Annotated in this window: 10 protein-coding genes; 2 read left to right on the forward strand and 8 right to left on the reverse strand. The window is 60.2% G+C overall.

The window, feature by feature from the left end:
• Positions 1-26: 26 nt before the first annotated feature.
• Positions 27-440 carry a methylmalonyl-CoA epimerase gene (mce, locus tag E8K79_RS17010; RefSeq protein WP_136515772.1) on the reverse strand — a complete coding sequence of 138 codons (414 nt, stop codon included), beginning with the start codon at positions 438-440 and terminating at the stop codon, positions 27-29.
• 258 nt (positions 441-698) lie between these two features.
• Positions 699-2,351 (reverse strand): acyl-CoA mutase large subunit family protein, encoded by a 1,653-nt coding sequence (locus E8K79_RS17015; RefSeq protein WP_135868439.1) that lies wholly within the window; start codon positions 2,349-2,351, stop codon positions 699-701.
• 415 nt (positions 2,352-2,766) lie between these two features.
• On the opposite strand from E8K79_RS17015, the gene E8K79_RS17020 reads away from it, so the two are divergent.
• Complete coding sequence (locus tag E8K79_RS17020; RefSeq protein ID WP_129127294.1) at positions 2,767-2,970, forward strand: hypothetical protein; 204 nt, start codon at positions 2,767-2,769, stop codon at positions 2,968-2,970.
• A gap of 110 nt (positions 2,971-3,080) precedes the next feature.
• On the opposite strand, the gene E8K79_RS17025 is transcribed toward E8K79_RS17020, so the two are convergent.
• From E8K79_RS17025 to E8K79_RS17045, 5 genes are all read right to left on the reverse strand, one after another.
• Positions 3,081-5,981 carry an ATP-binding protein gene (locus E8K79_RS17025; protein WP_136515773.1) on the reverse strand — a complete coding sequence of 967 codons (2,901 nt, stop codon included), beginning with the start codon at positions 5,979-5,981 and terminating at the stop codon, positions 3,081-3,083.
• A 146-nt stretch (positions 5,982-6,127) separates the two neighbouring features.
• Positions 6,128-7,852: an acyl-CoA carboxylase subunit beta gene (locus E8K79_RS17030; RefSeq protein ID WP_135868437.1), complete on the reverse strand. Its 1,725-nt coding sequence runs from the start codon at positions 7,850-7,852 to the stop codon at positions 6,128-6,130.
• Between the two features lie 613 nt (positions 7,853-8,465).
• Complete coding sequence (locus E8K79_RS17035) at positions 8,466-9,746, reverse strand: (Fe-S)-binding protein (RefSeq protein ID WP_136515774.1); 1,281 nt, start codon at positions 9,744-9,746, stop codon at positions 8,466-8,468.
• A 116-nt stretch (positions 9,747-9,862) separates the two neighbouring features.
• On the reverse strand, positions 9,863-11,239 hold the full coding sequence (locus E8K79_RS17040) for an FAD-binding oxidoreductase (RefSeq protein ID WP_136515775.1): 1,377 nt from the start codon (positions 11,237-11,239) through the stop codon (positions 9,863-9,865).
• Positions 11,240-11,307: 68 nt separating this feature from the next.
• Complete coding sequence (locus E8K79_RS17045; protein WP_136515776.1) at positions 11,308-12,588, reverse strand: lactate racemase domain-containing protein; 1,281 nt, start codon at positions 12,586-12,588, stop codon at positions 11,308-11,310.
• Positions 12,589-13,032: 444 nt separating this feature from the next.
• Here E8K79_RS17045 and E8K79_RS17050 point away from each other — a divergent pair, with 444 nt between their 5' ends.
• Complete coding sequence (locus E8K79_RS17050) at positions 13,033-15,075, forward strand: sodium-translocating pyrophosphatase (RefSeq protein WP_136515777.1); 2,043 nt, start codon at positions 13,033-13,035, stop codon at positions 15,073-15,075.
• 489 nt (positions 15,076-15,564) lie between these two features.
• Here E8K79_RS17050 and glgA read toward each other — a convergent pair whose 3' ends face one another.
• Positions 15,565-17,127: a glycogen synthase GlgA gene (glgA, locus tag E8K79_RS17055; protein ID WP_136515778.1), complete on the reverse strand. Its 1,563-nt coding sequence runs from the start codon at positions 17,125-17,127 to the stop codon at positions 15,565-15,567.
• Between the last annotated feature and the right edge of the window lie 84 nt (positions 17,128-17,211).

A 17,211-nucleotide genomic window follows, 5' to 3' on the forward strand; every position in this document is an offset into this window, starting at 1 on the left:
TCATGAGATATCGAATGTTGCATGTGTCAATGGCAGTCGTCGTGCGCCTCACACAGTTCCGTCAGCACACCGTTACTACTCTTGGGGTGTAGAAAGGCGATACGTGCACCATGGGCGCCGTTTCTTGGGGTCGCGTCGATCATGCGCGTGCCGCCGGCCACCAGTCTGGCGATGGTAGCTTCGATATCTTTCACGCCGTAGGCCACGTGGTGTACGCCGGGGCCGTTCTTCTCGAGGAACTTGGCTACCGGGCTCTCCGGCGAGGTCGGCTCCAGCAGTTCGATCTTGGATTCACCGATGGATAGAAAAGCTACTTTTACTAACTGGCTGGGGACCTCTTCGATGCCTGCGAAGTTCATTCCGAGGATGTCGCGGTAAAAAGGAAGTGCTTCTTCGATTGATGTGACTGCTACGCCAAGGTGATTTATCTTGTTGAGCATGCGTCTCCCCTGTTGCGTGCCAGAATAAATCTGACCGCGGAAAATATTACAGCAAAATGAAATGGGTGCAAGTTACAGTTTTGAAAAATTTGCTCAGTGGGAGCAGCCTGAGAAGTATTTAGGTGCAGGCATTGACTGTGTAGTTGGGAAAAAAGGCGGCAAGAACCGTGGTTGTGTGGTTGCAACTGTCTGGAAGAGTGTGGTTCCTGCCGGAACAACGTGATGCTGCTCCGGCAGGAACTGTTTGCTTGTTTGTGGTTAAAGGACCACGGTTTCTCTGTGTATACCGAAGACGCCGCGCATGACGTTGGCGATTTCGCCGAGAGTCGCGTAGCTCTTAACTGCGTCGAGGATAAAGGGCATAAGGTTCTCGCTTCCCTTGGCAGCCTGCTCCAGTGCCTTGAGCGTCGTTTCGACTTTTGCAGTGTCACGGGCGCCTTTCATTCTGGCAAGCGCTTCCTTCTGCTTAACCTCCACCTCGTCAGTGACCTTCAGAAGACCCTGCGGCGCGCCTTCCTCGACGGTGAACTTGTTCACGCCGACGATGATGGTCTCGTCCTTCTCGATGGAGCGCTGGTACGCATAAGCGGAATCCTGGATCTCCTTTTGCTGGAATCCCTTCGAGATCGCCTCGACCGCGCCGCCAAGCGAGTCGATCTTCTCGATGTATGCCATTGCCTGCTGCTCGATCTGGTCCGTCATGGACTCGACGAGGAAGGAACCGGCCAGCGGGTCGATGGAGTCGGCGACGCCGGACTCGTACGCGATTACCTGTTGGGTCCTGAGTGCGATGCGCACCGACTCCTCGGTGGGAAGCGCAAGCGCCTCGTCACGGGAGTTCGTGTGCAGCGACTGGGTGCCGCCAAGGACGGCGGCGAGCGCCTGCAGCGTCACGCGCATGATGTTGTTGTCCGGCTGCTGCGCGGTGAGGGTGCACCCGGCCGTCTGGGTGTGGAAGCGCAGCATCTGGGAACGCGGGTCCTTTGCCTTGAAGCGCTCGCGCATGATGCGGCTCCACATGCGGCGGGCGGCGCGGAACTTGGCCACTTCCTCGAGGAGGTTGTTATGAGAGTTAAAGAAGAAGGCGAGGCGCGGCGCGAACTCGTCCACGTCGAGCCCCGCCTTTACGGCGGCCTCGACGTACGCGATGCCGTCGGCCAGGGTGAATGCCACTTCCTGCACGGCGGAGGAGCCTGCCTCGCGGATGTGGTAGCCGGAGATGGAGATCGTGTTCCACTTGGGAACGTTATCCCTGCAGTAGGCGAAGATGTCGGTGATGATGCGCATCGACTCCTTCGGCGGATAGATGTAGGTACCGCGGGCCATGTACTCCTTGAGGATGTCGTTTTGGATGGTGCCGGAGATCTTGTCGGCGGAGACCCCCTGCTTCTCGGCTACCGCGATGTACATGGCCAACAGGATGGCCGCAGTGGAGTTGATCGTCATCGAGGTGGAGACCTTGTCCAGCGGGATCCCGTCGAAGAGAACCTCCATGTCCGCCAGCGAGTCGATGGCGACCCCGACCTTGCCCACTTCGCCACGGCTCATCGAGGCGTCGGAGTCGTATCCCATCTGGGTCGGGAGGTCGAAGGCGATGGAGAGGCCGGTCTGGCCGGCGGAGAGCAGGTACTTGTAGCGCTCGTTGGACTCGGCGGCGTTGCCAAAGCCTGCATACTGGCGCATGGTCCAGAACCTGCCGCGGTACATGGTCGGCTGCACGCCGCGCGTGAACGGGTACTGCCCGGGAAAGCCCAAGTTCTCCCCGTAGCCCGGGTAGTCGAACTGCGGCGCGTAGCAGCGCTCGAGTTCCATGTCGGAGCTGTTCTTGAACGAGCCCCTGCGCTCGGGCGCCTTGGCCATGCTTTTCTCAACTGCTGCCTGCCATGCCTGCTTCTTTTCAGAAATGCTCATGTTGCTCTCCTGGCGGTACCAAAGTGTTTGTGATGAGAGGAAAGGTTCGAAGACGTTTTTTGTTTACGCTAAATTTACGGGAAAGGGAATTATTTTTTATTAACTGTCACGGCCGATTTGAGCCGGGACTGGATCTCAAACTGTTTTATTTTTAGAATGATGATCTAAATATCAAAATTTATGTAAAAACAACAGCTTATCTTGTCGTGCTTCGGCGGCCTTCTTTCTGCTTGTTTTATTTCTGAACGATTCCGTAAAATGTCGATCTGTCATACAAAACGCAAACGCCGTGATAACATTCTGTTTTACAACGACTTTCGGGATTATTTCTCTTGTAAAACAAGCCCGGGGTTTCTATAGTTCACTTCGACAAAAAAACAAAGAGCGCCCCATCGGGGGCTGGAGGAGAACCTAGATGCAATGTCCCGTATGCAAGAACGATGAACACAACGGCATGGACCTTCGTGCCGGAGCCTTTAACGAAGACCTCGTCGAGTGCCCGACCTGCGGTACCACCTGGTCCGTCAACCACGGCATGATGGCCATCGTGAAGGACCCCCTTGCAGACACCTTCCTCGAGGCACTCTCCGGCGACAACATCTGCTTCGCCGCCGCTTGATACGCTGACAAAAAAACAACTGACCCGGCCGTTTGCGCGGGGTCAGTCGATGAGGAAAAGGGCTCCGGATGGTTACATCCGGAGCCCTTTTGCGTCGTGCAGACGACCCCCTAGAGTACCGCCTTCAGGTACTCGGAGGTGAGGGTGCGCTTCTCTTTCTCGAGCGCGTTCACATCGACCTCGACGAACTTCTCGTCAGGGGTGACCTTGAAGAGCGGCTGCCCTTTGGAGACGATGGTGCCGTCGCCGGAGGTGACGAGGATCTTGTCGATGGTTCCCGAGAAGGGTGCGTACACCTTGTTGAACATCTTCATGACTTCGATGATGTAGAGCGCTTGCCCCTTCTCGAAGTGCATACCCTCGGTGACGAATGCCGGCATCCCCGGGGCCTCCTGCGCGTAGTACATGCCGCCGCAGGCTGCGACGATCTCGTCGGCCTTGGTGGCCGGCGGCGGAACCAGCACCTTCTTCATGCGGGCCTGCAGGTCGGTATCGTTCAGGTACTCGGGGATGGTGATCTCGAGGTCCTCCTCGACGCGCAGGTCCCAGAACTTGGTGTTCTGGCCGACGAGGAAGAGCATGCCCAGAAGCTCCAGGCCCGCCTCGTAGCCGAAGTGGGCGGAACGGATCTGCTGCCAGGTATCCGCGTCGAAGCCCCCCTGCGGTTCCTCCTTGTTGACGATCTCGTTCAGGGTGAAGTACTCGTCACGAGCGAGACCGAAGTTTTCGCGCAGCGTTCTCGAGAAGCGCAGCGCCTGCTGCAGCAGTTCGTTGTCGTGGCTCCAGATGATCTCCGCCGCAGGCTTGTGCGGACGGTGGTTCATGTGCAGGTACTCGTAGGTCTCGTTCAGAACACCTACCGGATTCCTAAGCCAAACAACCTTGCCTTTGTCGATCCTGAAGTTCTTGGTGTTGATCGACAGCCAGCCAGAAAGGAGGTGCGGGTCGCCGAGCAGTCGCTCGATGGGGCGGATGATCAGGGTCCCCTTGCGGTCCAGAAGCGCCGACATGTTCTTCGATTCTTTTGCCGCAACCTCGGGCTGGTCGGCATAGGCGTCGGCCACCATCTTCGCGTAGTGCTTCTTCATCTGCAGGAAGGCGTAGACCGGATCGAGCTTGTTCGCCTCCTCCTTCAGGGTGCCGACCAGGGTGAGGTACGGGACCACGAAGCGGGTGGTCGGCTTCGCCATCACGTTCCTACCGAGGAACCAGTTCACCAGGCCGTAGTGGAACTCGAGGTTCGTTGCGAGGTCGGAGCCGCGCAGCGTGGTGGCGCGCAGCACCTCGGACATCTTGTCGTAGCTTGCCTTCCTGTCATCGCCGGTGGTGAGCAAGAGGGCGATGTTGGAGTCGTAGGCGCCGGCTACCTTGTACTTCATGAAGATGCCGGTATCCGGGTTCAGCATGCTGATACCCTGGTCGTCGCGGATCTCACCCTCGATCGGCTTAGACCAGTAACGGATCATCCCCCCTGCGTGCGGGGAGAGGGAGGCGTCGGTGGCGTTAAGGCGTGCCTCGACGGCGGCGTTCATGCGGACGAAACGCTGCGGTTTAGGCACCCGCTTCTTGTGGCGTGCGAGGAGCGCCATCGCCTCGACGAGGCTTTCGACCACGAAGAAGTCGTTGGCATCGTCCGGGTTCACGAACTTGAGCGCGTAGCAGAGTTCGGTAACGCGGTGCTCCACCTGGATCCTCGTGTTGACCTCCATGAAGTAATGGCGGTCGCGGTCGACGATGCACTCGAAGGTGGAGGCGGAGTCAAGCCCTACCGCCTTACCGAAGCGCTCGGATTCCTCTTCCATCCGCTTCAGGACCTTGAGGTCGCTTTCGAGCGCCTTCACCTCTGCCTTGCGGCCTGCGGCCTTCGCTTCTTCGATGGCGGCCATGAGCCCTTCCTGGGTCACCGAAACCTCGAGGAGTTTCTGCTCGTGCATCTGCAGGGAGCAGTCGCGGCCGCCAAGGGCGATGCACCAGTCGCCGTTGCCCAGCAGCTGGATCTCGTTGTGCCTCGTCTGCTCGATGTTGAGCTCGACGAGGACGTTCTTGTTGTCGCCTATGCCGTTGGCCTTGACCTCGTTCAGGATCTCGCGCACGAGACCCGGGGCGTCGGCTGCCGCCTTGGCGATGTCCGCGTCGGAGGCGTTTTTCTTGGTGAGGAGCGCCGCGCCGAGGAGGCGTTGCCCTTTACCACCGCCGCCGCCGATCGCCTTCAGACGGACGCGGGACTGCGGGTGCTTCTTCAGCATCGCGGCGCATTCCGCCTCGACCTGTGCGCAGAGCTCCTCGATGGAGAAGAGGTCGACGCCCCTGGCGTAGGAGGCGTACAGGATGTGGTCCGCCAGGTCCTCCAGGGAGAGCTTCTCGTCGGCGAGGACCTTCTGGTCGCACTGGAGCCCGTCGGAGTTCGCGAGCGCGAGGAGTTTTTCGCGGGTGCCGTGCTTCTTCACGAGGGTACGGGCGGTGACGTTGTCGATACCCGGGGTGACCGAGACGTTGACCGAGAGCGCGGTCCTTTTCGCCTCGTCCTTCTTGCCGGCGCCGGTCTGGGTGGCGGCGCAGGGGCCGATGAAGTTGAGACCTGCCTTCTCGATGGCGCCGACGAACTCGTCGTCCTCGGCCATGAAGCCGTAGCCTGCGAAGATGGAGTCATAGCCGTTGTCGATGGCGATGTTGATGATCTGGTGGATACGCTCGACGCGCTCCTCCTTGCTGGCGCCGGTGTAGTCGGGCACGCGGTGTACGCGCTTGGAGTCGGTCAGGGTACGCAGCTCGGGGGCCAGGGCGTTCGGGTAGACGATCGAGTCCTTCTCGGAGAGGAGGATGCCGTAGTGGGTGATGCCCATCTCCTGGTAAACGTCCATCGCCTCTTTCCGGATCGGTCCGCGGCAGACGATGAGCGGCTTTAGGTCCTCACAGGAGAAGGAGCGGACCCACGCGGACTGCGAGAGGCCGAGTCGGCGGTCCCGGTGGATCATCGGGTTCGTGGTGTATTTTTCGGACGTGTGTGCCATCGATTTCATCTCCGTTACGTTATATGTCGCCGTCGAGGGGCGCACTCCCTGCATGGCGGCCGTTCCCTGAGCGGCGAAACCTGCGGGCATACCGGGAGCCGTGCTCCCACCCTGAGCAATTCCAATTCCCAAGTCAGTAGTGGCCATTAGTGGAACTCCCTCTGTACGCCCTGCATCGGGCCGGCTTTGTAGTGACGCAAGAAGAAGTTGATGTTCTCACCGAGCACCTTCCTCAGGTCGGTCGGCATGACCAGCGAGGAGATGGAGCCCAGGGAAAGGGCCTCTTTCGGGTTCATCAGTTCCTTCTCGTAACGGGAGTTGAGAAGGGCCTCCTCGGTCTTCAGCCATTCAGCGGCTTCCTTCTCGGCGTCCGCCTTGGCGGCTTCCGGTTTGACACCAGCGTCGATCCTCTCCTGGGTGCCGCGCTTGACGCGCTCGATCACGGCGTTTCTGACCTTCCTCAGCTCGTCCTTGTAGACGAACTCCTTGCCGGCCGGGCCCATGACGGCGAGGCGGGTGGTGGGGAGGGCGAGGACCAGGTCGGCGCCGGTCGGGTAGTTGTTGTAGGAGGCGTAGGCGCCGCCGTAGGCGTTTCTGAGGATCAAGAGGATGCGCGGGGTGCGGATGTCGACGATGGAGTCGAGCATGGCGCGCCCGGCCTGCACGATGCCGCGCGCTTCCTGCTCGCGGCCGGGGAGGAAGCCGGTGGTGTCCTCCATGAAGATCATCGGGATGTTGTAGATGTTGCAGAAGCGGTTAAAGCGGGCGATCTTGTAGGCCGCGTCGCAGTCGATCTGGCCGGAGTCGACGGCCGAGTTGTTGGCGACGAAGCCAACCACGTTGCCGCCCAGGCGGCCGAAGGCGGTGACGACGTTTCGCGCGCGGTCGCGCTGCATCTCGAAGTAGTCGCCGTGGTCGCAGATCTGCTGGATGATGATGGAGACGTCGAACGGCGTGTTGAAGCCGGTCGGGGAGTTGAAGGCCTTCTTCAGCAGGGTGTTGATCTCCCAGGTTTTTCTGTCCAGCGGATCGCTGGTCTCCTGGTAGGGGGCCATCACCGAGTTGTTGTCCGGGAGGTAGTTAAGGAGCATGATCGCGGTCCTGAGCGCTCCCACCTCGTCCTCAACGGTCAAGTCGGCGACGCCGGACTGGCCGTGCACCTTGGGTCCGCCGAGGTCCTCCGGCGTTACGTCCTCGCCGAGGACGCTCTTGACGACGCCCGGGCCGGTGAGGCCGAAGAAGGTGTCCTTCGGCTGGATCACGAAGCTACCCTGGCGCGGCAGGTAGGAGCCGCCGCCGGCGTTGAAGCCGAACATGCACATGATGGAGGGGACCACGCCGGAGATCTTCCTGAGCGCGGTGAAGGCCTCGGCGTAGCCGTCGAGGCCGCCGACGCCGGCGGGAACGAAGGCGCCCGCGGAGTCGTTCATGCCGATGACCGGGATACCCTTCTCGCCTGCCATGTAGAAAAGACGGGCCAGCTTGTTGCCGTTGGTCGCGTCCATGGAGCCTGCGCGGACCGTGAAGTCGTGGCCGTACACGGCGACGTCGCGGCCGTGGATGTTGAGGATGCCGGTCACGAGGGAAGCGCCGTCCAAGTTCTTGCCCCAGTTCTGGAACAGGATGTTCGGCTCCTCCTCGGTGAGGACGCGGATCCTCTCCCAAACCGTCATACGTTTTTTAAAGTGCTGTTTCTCGATCTGGTCGATGCTCACCGACTTGATGGGGCGCTGGATCAGGTCGTAACCTGCCTGCATCGCCTCCTCATAGCCGCCCGTGGCACGGGAAATCTCGCCAGGGATATTGAATTCAACCTTCTCCGCTACGTCAAACGGGTTTTTCAGTGAGGGCTTGGTTATTTTATTCGACATTGGTGGCATCCTTCCTGGCGTTGTGATTTTGCATCTGTTTCGGGGGTGCAGCGCAGCTCATCTACTTCCTCCTGGTTTGATATTAAAAAAGTGTTGCACTTTGGTTCGTCAGTTATCGAAAACGTCAACCTCCGGGCGGTAAGGGAGGCTCTTATCGTGGCCGCCCGTTTTAGGCTGCCTGAAACCGCCGGCTGGAATCCGGCGGTCGCCGTCCTTCGTGCGGGGGCGGGGCCTGGGGCACGATCCGGAGGCTAATGCTGCGTTATTAGTGGCTTTTGGTGAATCGGAAGGGGTGGTGCGGCGGAGAAAGGTACTGTCGGTCGGGCCGGTGTAACGTCCTTTTCACGTATCATGCAGCATTCGAAATTTCATTTTAACTAAAAGAGCATTCGGGCTGATGGAACCTGGCCTGGGTGCGCCGGAACAGCTAATGATGCGTAGTAAAACGAACTATTGTTTTACTTTTAGGCGCGTACCCTTCATAAGGTTTTGCTGTAAAAAAGTCAATAAGAAAAAGCGTGTATACGGCCAAAGTGCTGGAAATACGGTGGTTATAGGGAGAGTAAAAAATAGGAGGGTGAGGAGGGGAGGAAAAGCTGACAGGGGGTGCCTGTCAGCTCCTGATTTTGCGCGCTAAAAGCTCGACGGTATGTAATACCCTCGTTTTATCTCCGGCCTGTTTCAGGCCGTCGGAGAGTTGCATGATGCATCCGGGGCAGCCGGTTACCACGGCGTCGGCGCCGGTATCGATGATGGCCGCACTCTTGCCGGCGTTTATGTCGAGCGAGCTCTCGTAGTGGTAGACGTTGAAGGTCCCGCCCAGGCCGCAGCAGCGGTCCGCACCCTCCATCTCGACCAGTTCCAGTCCCGGTGTTTCTTTCAAAAGGGTGCGCGGCTGTTTGGCGATCCCTGCGGTCCTGTGATGGCAGGGATCATGATAGGTGATGCGCATCCCCTCCGCGGCGCCGGTCTCCTCGGGGTGCAACCCGAGTTTCTGCAGCAAGACGGCGGCGTCGACGGTACGGTCCGCGAGTGCCTGCAGGCGTTCCTTCAGTTCCGGGTTTCTCTTACCGATCACCAGCGGATAGAGCTTGTGCAGCGCCCCGCCGCAGGTGGCGCAGGCGGTCATCACGTAATCCGCCGGGTACTTCTCCAGCGCCGCCAGGTTTTGTTCGGCCAGTTCGCGCACCGTGTTGAGGTCGCCGCCGGACATGCCGGGGAGGCCGCAGCACTGCTGTCCCTGCGGGATGATGACCGTGCACCCCAGATGCCGGAACAGGGCGAGGGTCGCCTCACCGATCTCGGTGTAGACGAAGTTGGTCATGCACCCTACGAAGAAGACGATAGTCGGTTTACCCGGCTCCCCCTTGATCACCTCAGGGTGGCGTTTCATAAACGGCTTTTTGGCGATCTGCGGGACGTGGCGGCTGCCGCCGAGAAACGGCATCGGGAAGCGGAGCCTGAGGCCCGAGGTAGAGGGGACCTTCCTGAAGAAGACCGGGCCAAGCACCGCGGCGGCGAGCGCGCCAAAGTTCATCAGCTTGCGGTTTCTGATCACCTGTCCCACCGCCTTATGGAAGGTGGTGAGGCCACGGCGTTGCGCGAGCGCCTCTCTTGCTGCGATGACGATCTCGTCGGTCGGAACCTGGTTCGGGCACTTGTCGACGCAACTGCCGCACAGAAGGCATTTGGACATGGCCGCGTAGGTGCCGTCGTCGAGCGTGATGTCGCCCTTCGCCAGGTGCTGTGCTAGCGCCACCTTGCCGCGCGCCGTTGCAGGTTCGCGCTGGAAGGTGCTGAAGGCGGGGCAGTTGGCGCGGCAGGCGCCACACTTCACGCATTTCTTCATGTCTTGAGCTACCCGCTCGAGCGGGTCGGTTTGCTTCTTGGTCATGCTGGGGTCTCGCTTGTAGTAGTCAATGTGAACTATGTGACTTATGGGAGGCCTGGGAATTATGGGGGCTCCCCATCGTCAATTGTCCATTCTCAATTGTTAATTCGTCTGTCGCCTTACGGCAGCATCTTGCCCGGGTTCAGGATGTTGTTCGGGTCCAGGGCGCTCTTTATCGCCTTCATCGCCGTTATCTGCTCGGCGTTCAATTCCATCGGTATGTAGGGCTGCTTCGCGAGCCCTACGCCGTGCTCGCCGGACATGGTGCCGCCCAAATCGAGCGCCGCCTGGAACACTTCCTTGATCGCCTCGTGCGCCTTCTCAAGCTGACCCGGCACGCTCTTGTCGATCATGATGTTCACATGTATGTTGCCGTCGCCGGCGTGCCCGAAGTTGACGATGGGGATGTCGTAGCGCTTTTGGATCACCTCGATGCGCCGGATCACGTCGGGCACCTTGCTCCTCGGCACCACGATGTCCTCGTTGAACTTGTCCGGGTTCACGTCGCGCAGCGACGGGGAGACCAGGCGGCGCACCTTCCAAAGCTCCTCGCTCTCGGCGGCATCCTTCGCCACCCTGAACTGCACGAGCCCCAGGGGCTCGATCAGCTTGTGGATCTCTCCGGCCTGCTTTTCGATCAGGTCGCGGTCACCGTCCACTTCGATCAGGAGTACGGCACGTGCGCTGTCGGGCATGCCGAGGTTGAAACGGCGCTCGACACAGGTGAGTGTCGGGTGGTCCATGAATTCAAGCGTGGTCGGGATGATCTTGTTCTTGATGATCGTTGAAACGGCGCGCGCCGCACCGTCGATGGAGTCGAAAACGGTGAGCATGGTCTTCTTGGCGTCGGGGTAGGGGAGGAGCTTGAAGATGATCTTGGTGATCACCCCGAGTGTCCCCTCTGAGCCGCACAGAAGCTTGGTCAGGTCGTAACCGACGACACCCTTCACCGTCTCGCCCCCGGTCCGGATGATCGCGCCGGTCGGGAGTACCACCTCGAGGCCCATCACGAAATCCTTGGTGACGCCGTACTTGACCGCACGCGGGCCGCCGGCGCACTCTGCGACGTTTCCGCCGAGGGTGGAGAACTTGAGCGATGCGGGATCGGGTGGGTAGAAAAGACCTAGCTTCTCGACCGCCATCTGGAATGTCTCGGTGACGACACCAGGCTCCACCTCGGCCACCAGGTTGTCGGTGTCGATCCTGAGGATACGGTTCATCCTCGTCGTGACGAGGACGATCCCGCCTCCCTTGGGGAGGGCGCCGCCGGTGAAGCCGCTGCCGGCGCCGCGCGGGAAGACCGGGAGCTTCACCTCGTTGGCGAGCTTAAGGACCCTGGATACCTGCTCGGCGCTGTCCGGGTGCACCACGGCGTCGGGAAGAAATTCCATCTGGGTCGCATCGTAGCCGTAGCAGATGAGGTCCTGGGTTCCGGTGGCGATGTTCTCTGCACCGACGATATCGGTCAATTGCTTCAATACGCTTGCGTCTAGCATTCAAGATTTCCTTTCGTTCATAGCTCCTCCCCGCTGTAGCGTGGAAGCCGAGAGGGGGATTTCGTATTCTAAATGTTCATCACCGGCAGTACCGTTCCCCCTGCCGGGATCACGTACGCTTTGAATTGTTCCGGGAGCAGGGGGCGTGCGACGTCCAGCGCCGCATCCAGCGTCGCCGCCGGGACCATCCCCATGGTGCGCACCTCTTCATCGGGCAAAACGGAGACAAGCACGATGCGGAAGCGTTCCGCCTTCTCCTTCACCGACCAGGCCGTCTGTCCGTTGATCTCGTAGCGCTTCCTGAGGGTGGACTCCAGTTCGGTGCAAGTTTCGTAGCCGAACCAATTGAAAAAAGTGGCGTTGCCGTAACCGTCGCGGCATTCGGCCAAAAGGATCATGACCCCACCGGGCTTCAGCGCTCGGCTTGCGTATGCCATCGACTTGTGGGCCTGGATCAGGTTGATGTCCTTGGGAAAGCCGCCGCAGGAAACCACCACGAGGTCCGCTTGTTGAGCGATGGGGGCCGAGAAGGTCTCGGCGTAGAAACGGCATCCGGCGCCATGGGCCTCGCGCCAGTCTCCGGCGAAGGCGGCGATGATCTCCTTGTCGCCTCCCAGCACGGTGTTGAGGATGAAGCTCGGAGGCCGCATCGCGCAAGCCTCGAGCATCGCCTCGTGCACCGGATTCCCCTCCAGGTTTCCGGTCACGGCTTTGGGATGCCGGCCGCTTCCCTCTTCCGGGTTCAGGACCGAGAAGTGGCTCGCCATGCAGCTTTTACGGCTGGATACGCCGGGAAGCATGCTCTTGCGGCCGCCGCCAAACCCGGCGAAGTAGTGAAAAGTAACGGCGCCGGTCAGGATCAGCCGGTCCGCTTCGGCGACGCGCCGGTTGATCTCGACGGGAACGCCGCGCGAGGTGTCGCCCAGGTACACGATCTCGCCGGGGTCGTCGCAATCGTGGTCGGTGACCTGGATCCGGCCGTAGAGTTCGCCGACGATCCTCCTGTGTTCCGCCGCGGTCTGCTTGCGGTGAATCCCGAGTGCGACGACGATCTCGATGTCGCGGTCCCTGATTCCGGCGGCGTTCAGTCTGGAGACAAGCAAGGGGAGGTAGATATCGCTTCCGGTGGGGCGTGTGACGTCTGAGGTGACGATCACCACTCGCTCGCCGGGGGCGAAGTCCGCCAGGATCCCGGCGCAGCCGTCAAGCGCGCGCTCGACCAGTTCGGCCGGCGTTCCCTCTGGGGTGCAGGGGCGGGGGCGCAGCACGGAAAGGACGTGTTCCGGCGCAAGATGCAAAGGATAGCTGTGATCGCCGCATTTAAGATCAAGCATCGGGTTATGATACATATTCAACCTCCGTTAAGCAACTGTTTACGGGATCCGATTCTTGGATAAGAAATTGAAGTGACTGGCATAGATGCCGTCATGCCGGTCGGCTGGTAGAGGGGGGGAGCATGATCGTCGCCCCGACAGTACCAACATGCTATCAAGCTCGTGTGTGGCAGATACCTTTTGTCTGTCGGCAAGGAGAGGGGTGTGTGTGAATGACCTCTTGCCACTTGAGTGACGACGCCAGCCTTGTATCGATTAGAGGTTCAGCCGGAGCGAGCTGCGGTGCGGCAGACACAAAGTATACGTCATGAAGATGAGTATATTCCAAGAAATCGCCAGCGGCGGTATGAATTAGATTGACAAAATAGTGCATTTTCGATAACAATCACCCGTTTTTGTCACCGTATTTAGAAGGCACGCCTTTTCTTGAGGCATATCTAAATAGGAGGAATTTTTTCAATGGAACAGTATGCAGTAGTCTTCGCCCTGGTCTGTGCCGCGGCGGCAGTCGCCTACGGCCTGATCTCGGCCCAGTGGATCCTGGGGCTTCCCCAGGGCAACGAGCGGATGAAGCAGATCGCTTCCGCGATCCAGGAAGGCGCCGGCGCCTACATGAAACGTCAGTACACCATCATCGCGGTGGTGGGCGTCGCCATGTTCGTGGCTCTCTTCGCCTCCCTCGGCTGGATGACCGCAGTCGGCTTCCTGGTCGGCGCAGTGTTTTCCGGCCTCACCGGCTTCATCGGGATGTTCGTCTCGGTGCGCGCCAACGTTAGGACCACCGAGGCTGCCAAGTCCGGCATCCACAAGGCTCTCAACGTTGCCTTCAAAGGCGGCGCCATCACCGGCATGCTCGTTGTTGGTCTGGGCCTTCTGGGCGTTGCCGGCTACTACATGTTCCTTCAGCAGGTTATGCCGGGCGCACCGGTCAAGGACGTCGTCAGCCAACTGGTCGGCCTCGGCTTCGGCGGCTCGCTGATCTCCATCTTCGCCCGTCTGGGCGGCGGTATCTTCACCAAAGGCGCTGACGTCGGCGCCGACCTCGTGGGCAAGGTCGAAGCCGGCATCCCCGAGGACGACCCCCGCAACCCGGCCGTCATCGCGGACAACGTGGGCGACAACGTCGGCGACTGCGCCGGCATGGCCGCAGACCTCTTCGAGACCTACGCCGTCACCCTGATCGCCGCCATGCTCCTTGGCGCCATCACCTTCGCCAACCCCGGCGCGGTAAGCTACCCGCTGATCCTGGGCGGCATCTCCATCATCGCCTCCATCATCGGCACCTACTTCGTGAAGCTCGGCGCTTCCGGCAAGATCATGGGCGCTCTCTACAAGGGGCTCATCGCTTCCGGCGTGATCGCCTGCATCGCCTTCTACTTCGTCACCGTGCAGATGTTCCCGCAGGGTCTCGCCGAGGCAAACGGTACGGTCATCTCCGCAACCAACATCTTCATCTCCGCAATCGTCGGTCTGGTCGTCACCGGTGCCATCTTCTGGATCACCGAGTACTACACCTCGACCGAGTACGCCCCGGTCAAGCACATCGCCGAGGCCTCCAAGACCGGCCACGCCACCAACATCATCGCCGGTCTCGGCATCTCCATGAAGGCGACCGCACTGCCGGTCATCGTCATCTCCGCGGGCATCATCGTCGCGGCCAACTGCGCGGGCGTGTACGGCATCGCCATCGCAGCGGTTTCTATGCTCTCCCTTACCGGCATCGTCGTCGCCATGGACGCTTACGGCCCGATCACCGACAACGCAGGCGGCATCGCCGAGATGGCTGAACTGGACGACTCCGTCCGCGCCGTCACCGACCCGCTCGACGCGGTCGGCAACACCACCAAAGCGGTCACCAAGGGCTATGCCATCGGCTCCGCAGGTCTGGCTGCGATCATCCTGTTCACCTCCTACGTTCAGGAGCTGACCATCGCGGACAAGAGCTTCTCCCTCTCCGATCCGAAGATCATCGTCGGTCTCTTCATCGGCGGCATGCTCCCGTACTACTTCGCCGCTATGTGCATGGAAGCGGTCGGTAAGGCGGGCGGCGCGGTCGTCGACGAAGTCCGTCGCCAGTTCCGCACCATCAAGGGGATCATGGAAGGCACCGGCAAGCCGGACTACGCTGCCTGCGTAGACATCGTGACCAAGACCGCTCTCAAAGAGATGGTCATCCCGGGCCTCATCCCGATCCTCGCCCCGATCGTCGTCGGCTTCACCCTTGGTCCCAAGGCTCTGGGCGGCGTGATCGTCGGTTCCATCGTCACCGGTATCTTCGTGGCTATCTCCATGACCACCGGCGGCGGCGCATGGGACAACGCGAAGAAGTACATCGAGGACGGCTACCACGGTGGCAAGGGTAGCGAAGCCCACAAGGCTGCTGTTACCGGCGATACCGTCGGCGACCCGTACAAGGACACCGCTGGCCCGGCGGTCAACCCGATGATCAAGATCATCAACATCGTCTCGCTGCTCATCGTTCCGCTTCTGAACAAGATGTAGCACCGGCTTTTGCTGAAGTGAAAAAGGCGTCCCGGATTTCCGGGGCGCCTTTTTTTCATTGTGCCGCGATTTTCCCTCGCCGCAGCGGCGTGGGAGGGGAAACGCCTGGTTGGCTGCGTCGTGTGTGGTGAGTAGTGTTGTTTTTGCCGAAATAACACTATTTTCGTTGGAACAGCGCTATTTACGGCGAAATAGTGTTGTTTGGAGAGAAATAGCGCTATTTCTGGTGAAATAAGCTTGTTTCATGCAAAATAGTGCTATTCTCCCGGGAATAAGCTTGTTTTCTAGAAAATAGTCTTATTTCTCCAGGAATAAGCTTGTTTCGCAGGGAATAGTGCTATTTTCCAATAAATAAGCTTATTTCCCGCAAAATAGTGCTATTTCATCCGGAATAGCGTTGTCCGCCTTTGCATGTGAGATATTTTGCGGGAGGGACATGTTGGGTGGGCATGTAGCCGCGCTGTAACGGCTACGTGTTCTGCTGGGGTGTCACGCCTGCGGCTGGAACCGTTCCGTACTCTCCTCTGGGACTCTCCTCTTCTGACGACTCCGATCCTGCAACACCTGCTGGAAGCCTTCCTCGCCAAGCTTTCTCTGCATCCCTTCCAGGTACAAGTGCTCGTATTTCTGCGCTGCCTCCTCCCAGGTGAACCGCTTCGCAATCGCGTTTTGCCGCAACGCCCTGATCCCCTCCGGGTCGTGGTACCAGGTGTGCACTGCCCAGCCGACCGTGTCGAACAGCGCTCCCGCGTCAAGGTTCCAGAACTTGAAGCCGTCGCCGGTACGCTGGGCGGCGTCGAAGTTGTCGACCGAGTCATCCAAGCCGCCAGTCGCGCGCACGATGGGAAGGGTGCCGTAGCGCATGCTGTACATCTGGTTCAGCCCGCACGGCTCGAACGCCGAGGGCATCAGGAAGAAGTCGCACCCCGCCTCGATCCTGTGGGCAAGAGCGTTGTCGTAGCCGATGCGACAGGCGAAGCGATCGGCACGTTTTGCCGCCATTTCGCCGAAATAAAAGTGCGCCCACGGCTCCCCGGCGCCTAAAAGAACCAGCTGGATGTCGAGGTCAAGAAAGCGCGGCAAGGCCTCGGCCAGAACATCGATCCCCTTCTGCTTCACCAGGCGCGATACCATGCCGATGAGCGGGACGTCTTCGCGCTCCGGAAGCCCTAGTGAGCGCTGCAGCTCCCGCTTGCACACCTTTTTGCCGCTCATATCCGAGGCGCTGTAGTTGGCCGGAAGCAGTCGGTCGGCTTCCGGGTTCCACTCGCCGTAATCGACACCGTTCAGGATGCCGGAGAGCACGTTGGAACGCTCACGCACCACTTCCTCCAGCCCCCAGCCGTACGCCTCGGTCTGGATCTCCCTGGCGTATCCTTCGCTCACCGTGTTAAGGAGCGTCGCGTGGTAAATCCCTCCCTTGAGGAGGTTCACCTGGTTTTCCTTCTCCAGTTCGAGGAAGTTGAAGTGCTCCCAGCCTATGCCGAGGACGTCCATGGCCCCCTCGTAGAAGCTCCCCTGGTGCTGCATGTTGTGGATGGTGAGAAGGGACGCCGCCTGGCCCAGGTGATGGTCGTGGCGGTACCAGGTGTTCATGAGCACCGGGACGGCTGCGGTGTGCCAGTCATGGGCGTGCACGAGGTCCGGGGTGAACTGGATCATCTTGCAGATCTCAAGCCCCGCCTTGGAGAGGAAGATGAAGCGGTTGTCGTTGTCCAGGTACCCCTGGTTGTCCGTTTCGTACAGCGCATCGCGCCCGTAGAAGCTTTCGTGCTCCAGGAAGTAGATGGGCACGTCGGACCCGGGCATCCTCCCCTCGTACACGCCGCAGTACATGTTGCCGATGATCCCCATGGGGACCGTGAGGGTCCCCGGAAGCAGGCGAAGCCCGTAACGCTCCCGGTCCACCTTGTAGTAGCGTGGCATGACCACGCGCACGTCGTGTCCGCGCGCGGCCAGGTAACGGGGTAGGGCGCCGACCACGTCGGCAAGGCCCCCTTCTTTTGCAAAGGGTACGGCTTCGGATGCGGTGATCAGGATGTTCAGGCGCATGTAATCGGCTCCTGTTGCAGGTATCTTGACGGCACAAGCCTTCCAAAAATACCAGAACGGGGTGTAGGGTGCAATGAAGTTGTG

This window comes from Geomonas edaphica, from assembly GCF_004917075.1.
Taxonomy (GTDB): domain Bacteria; phylum Desulfobacterota; class Desulfuromonadia; order Geobacterales; family Geobacteraceae; genus Geomonas; species Geomonas edaphica.

What these genes read in the sequence shown, in the direction of transcription:
- mce (WP_136515772.1), bottom strand. Translation starts at nt 440, where the DNA reads ATGCTCAACAAGATAAATCACCTTGGCGTAGCAGTCACATCAATCGAA.
- E8K79_RS17015 (WP_135868439.1), bottom strand. Translation starts at nt 2,351, where the DNA reads ATGAGCATTTCTGAAAAGAAGCAGGCATGGCAGGCAGCAGTTGAGAAA.
- E8K79_RS17020 (WP_129127294.1), top strand. Translation starts at nt 2,767, where the DNA reads ATGCAATGTCCCGTATGCAAGAACGATGAACACAACGGCATGGACCTT.
- E8K79_RS17025 (WP_136515773.1), bottom strand. Translation starts at nt 5,981, where the DNA reads ATGGCACACACGTCCGAAAAATACACCACGAACCCGATGATCCACCGG.
- E8K79_RS17030 (WP_135868437.1), bottom strand. Translation starts at nt 7,852, where the DNA reads ATGTCGAATAAAATAACCAAGCCCTCACTGAAAAACCCGTTTGACGTA.
- E8K79_RS17035 (WP_136515774.1), bottom strand. Translation starts at nt 9,746, where the DNA reads ATGACCAAGAAGCAAACCGACCCGCTCGAGCGGGTAGCTCAAGACATG.
- E8K79_RS17040 (WP_136515775.1), bottom strand. Translation starts at nt 11,239, where the DNA reads ATGCTAGACGCAAGCGTATTGAAGCAATTGACCGATATCGTCGGTGCA.
- E8K79_RS17045 (WP_136515776.1), bottom strand. Translation starts at nt 12,588, where the DNA reads ATGTATCATAACCCGATGCTTGATCTTAAATGCGGCGATCACAGCTAT.
- E8K79_RS17050 (WP_136515777.1), top strand. Translation starts at nt 13,033, where the DNA reads ATGGAACAGTATGCAGTAGTCTTCGCCCTGGTCTGTGCCGCGGCGGCA.
- glgA (WP_136515778.1), bottom strand. Translation starts at nt 17,127, where the DNA reads ATGCGCCTGAACATCCTGATCACCGCATCCGAAGCCGTACCCTTTGCA.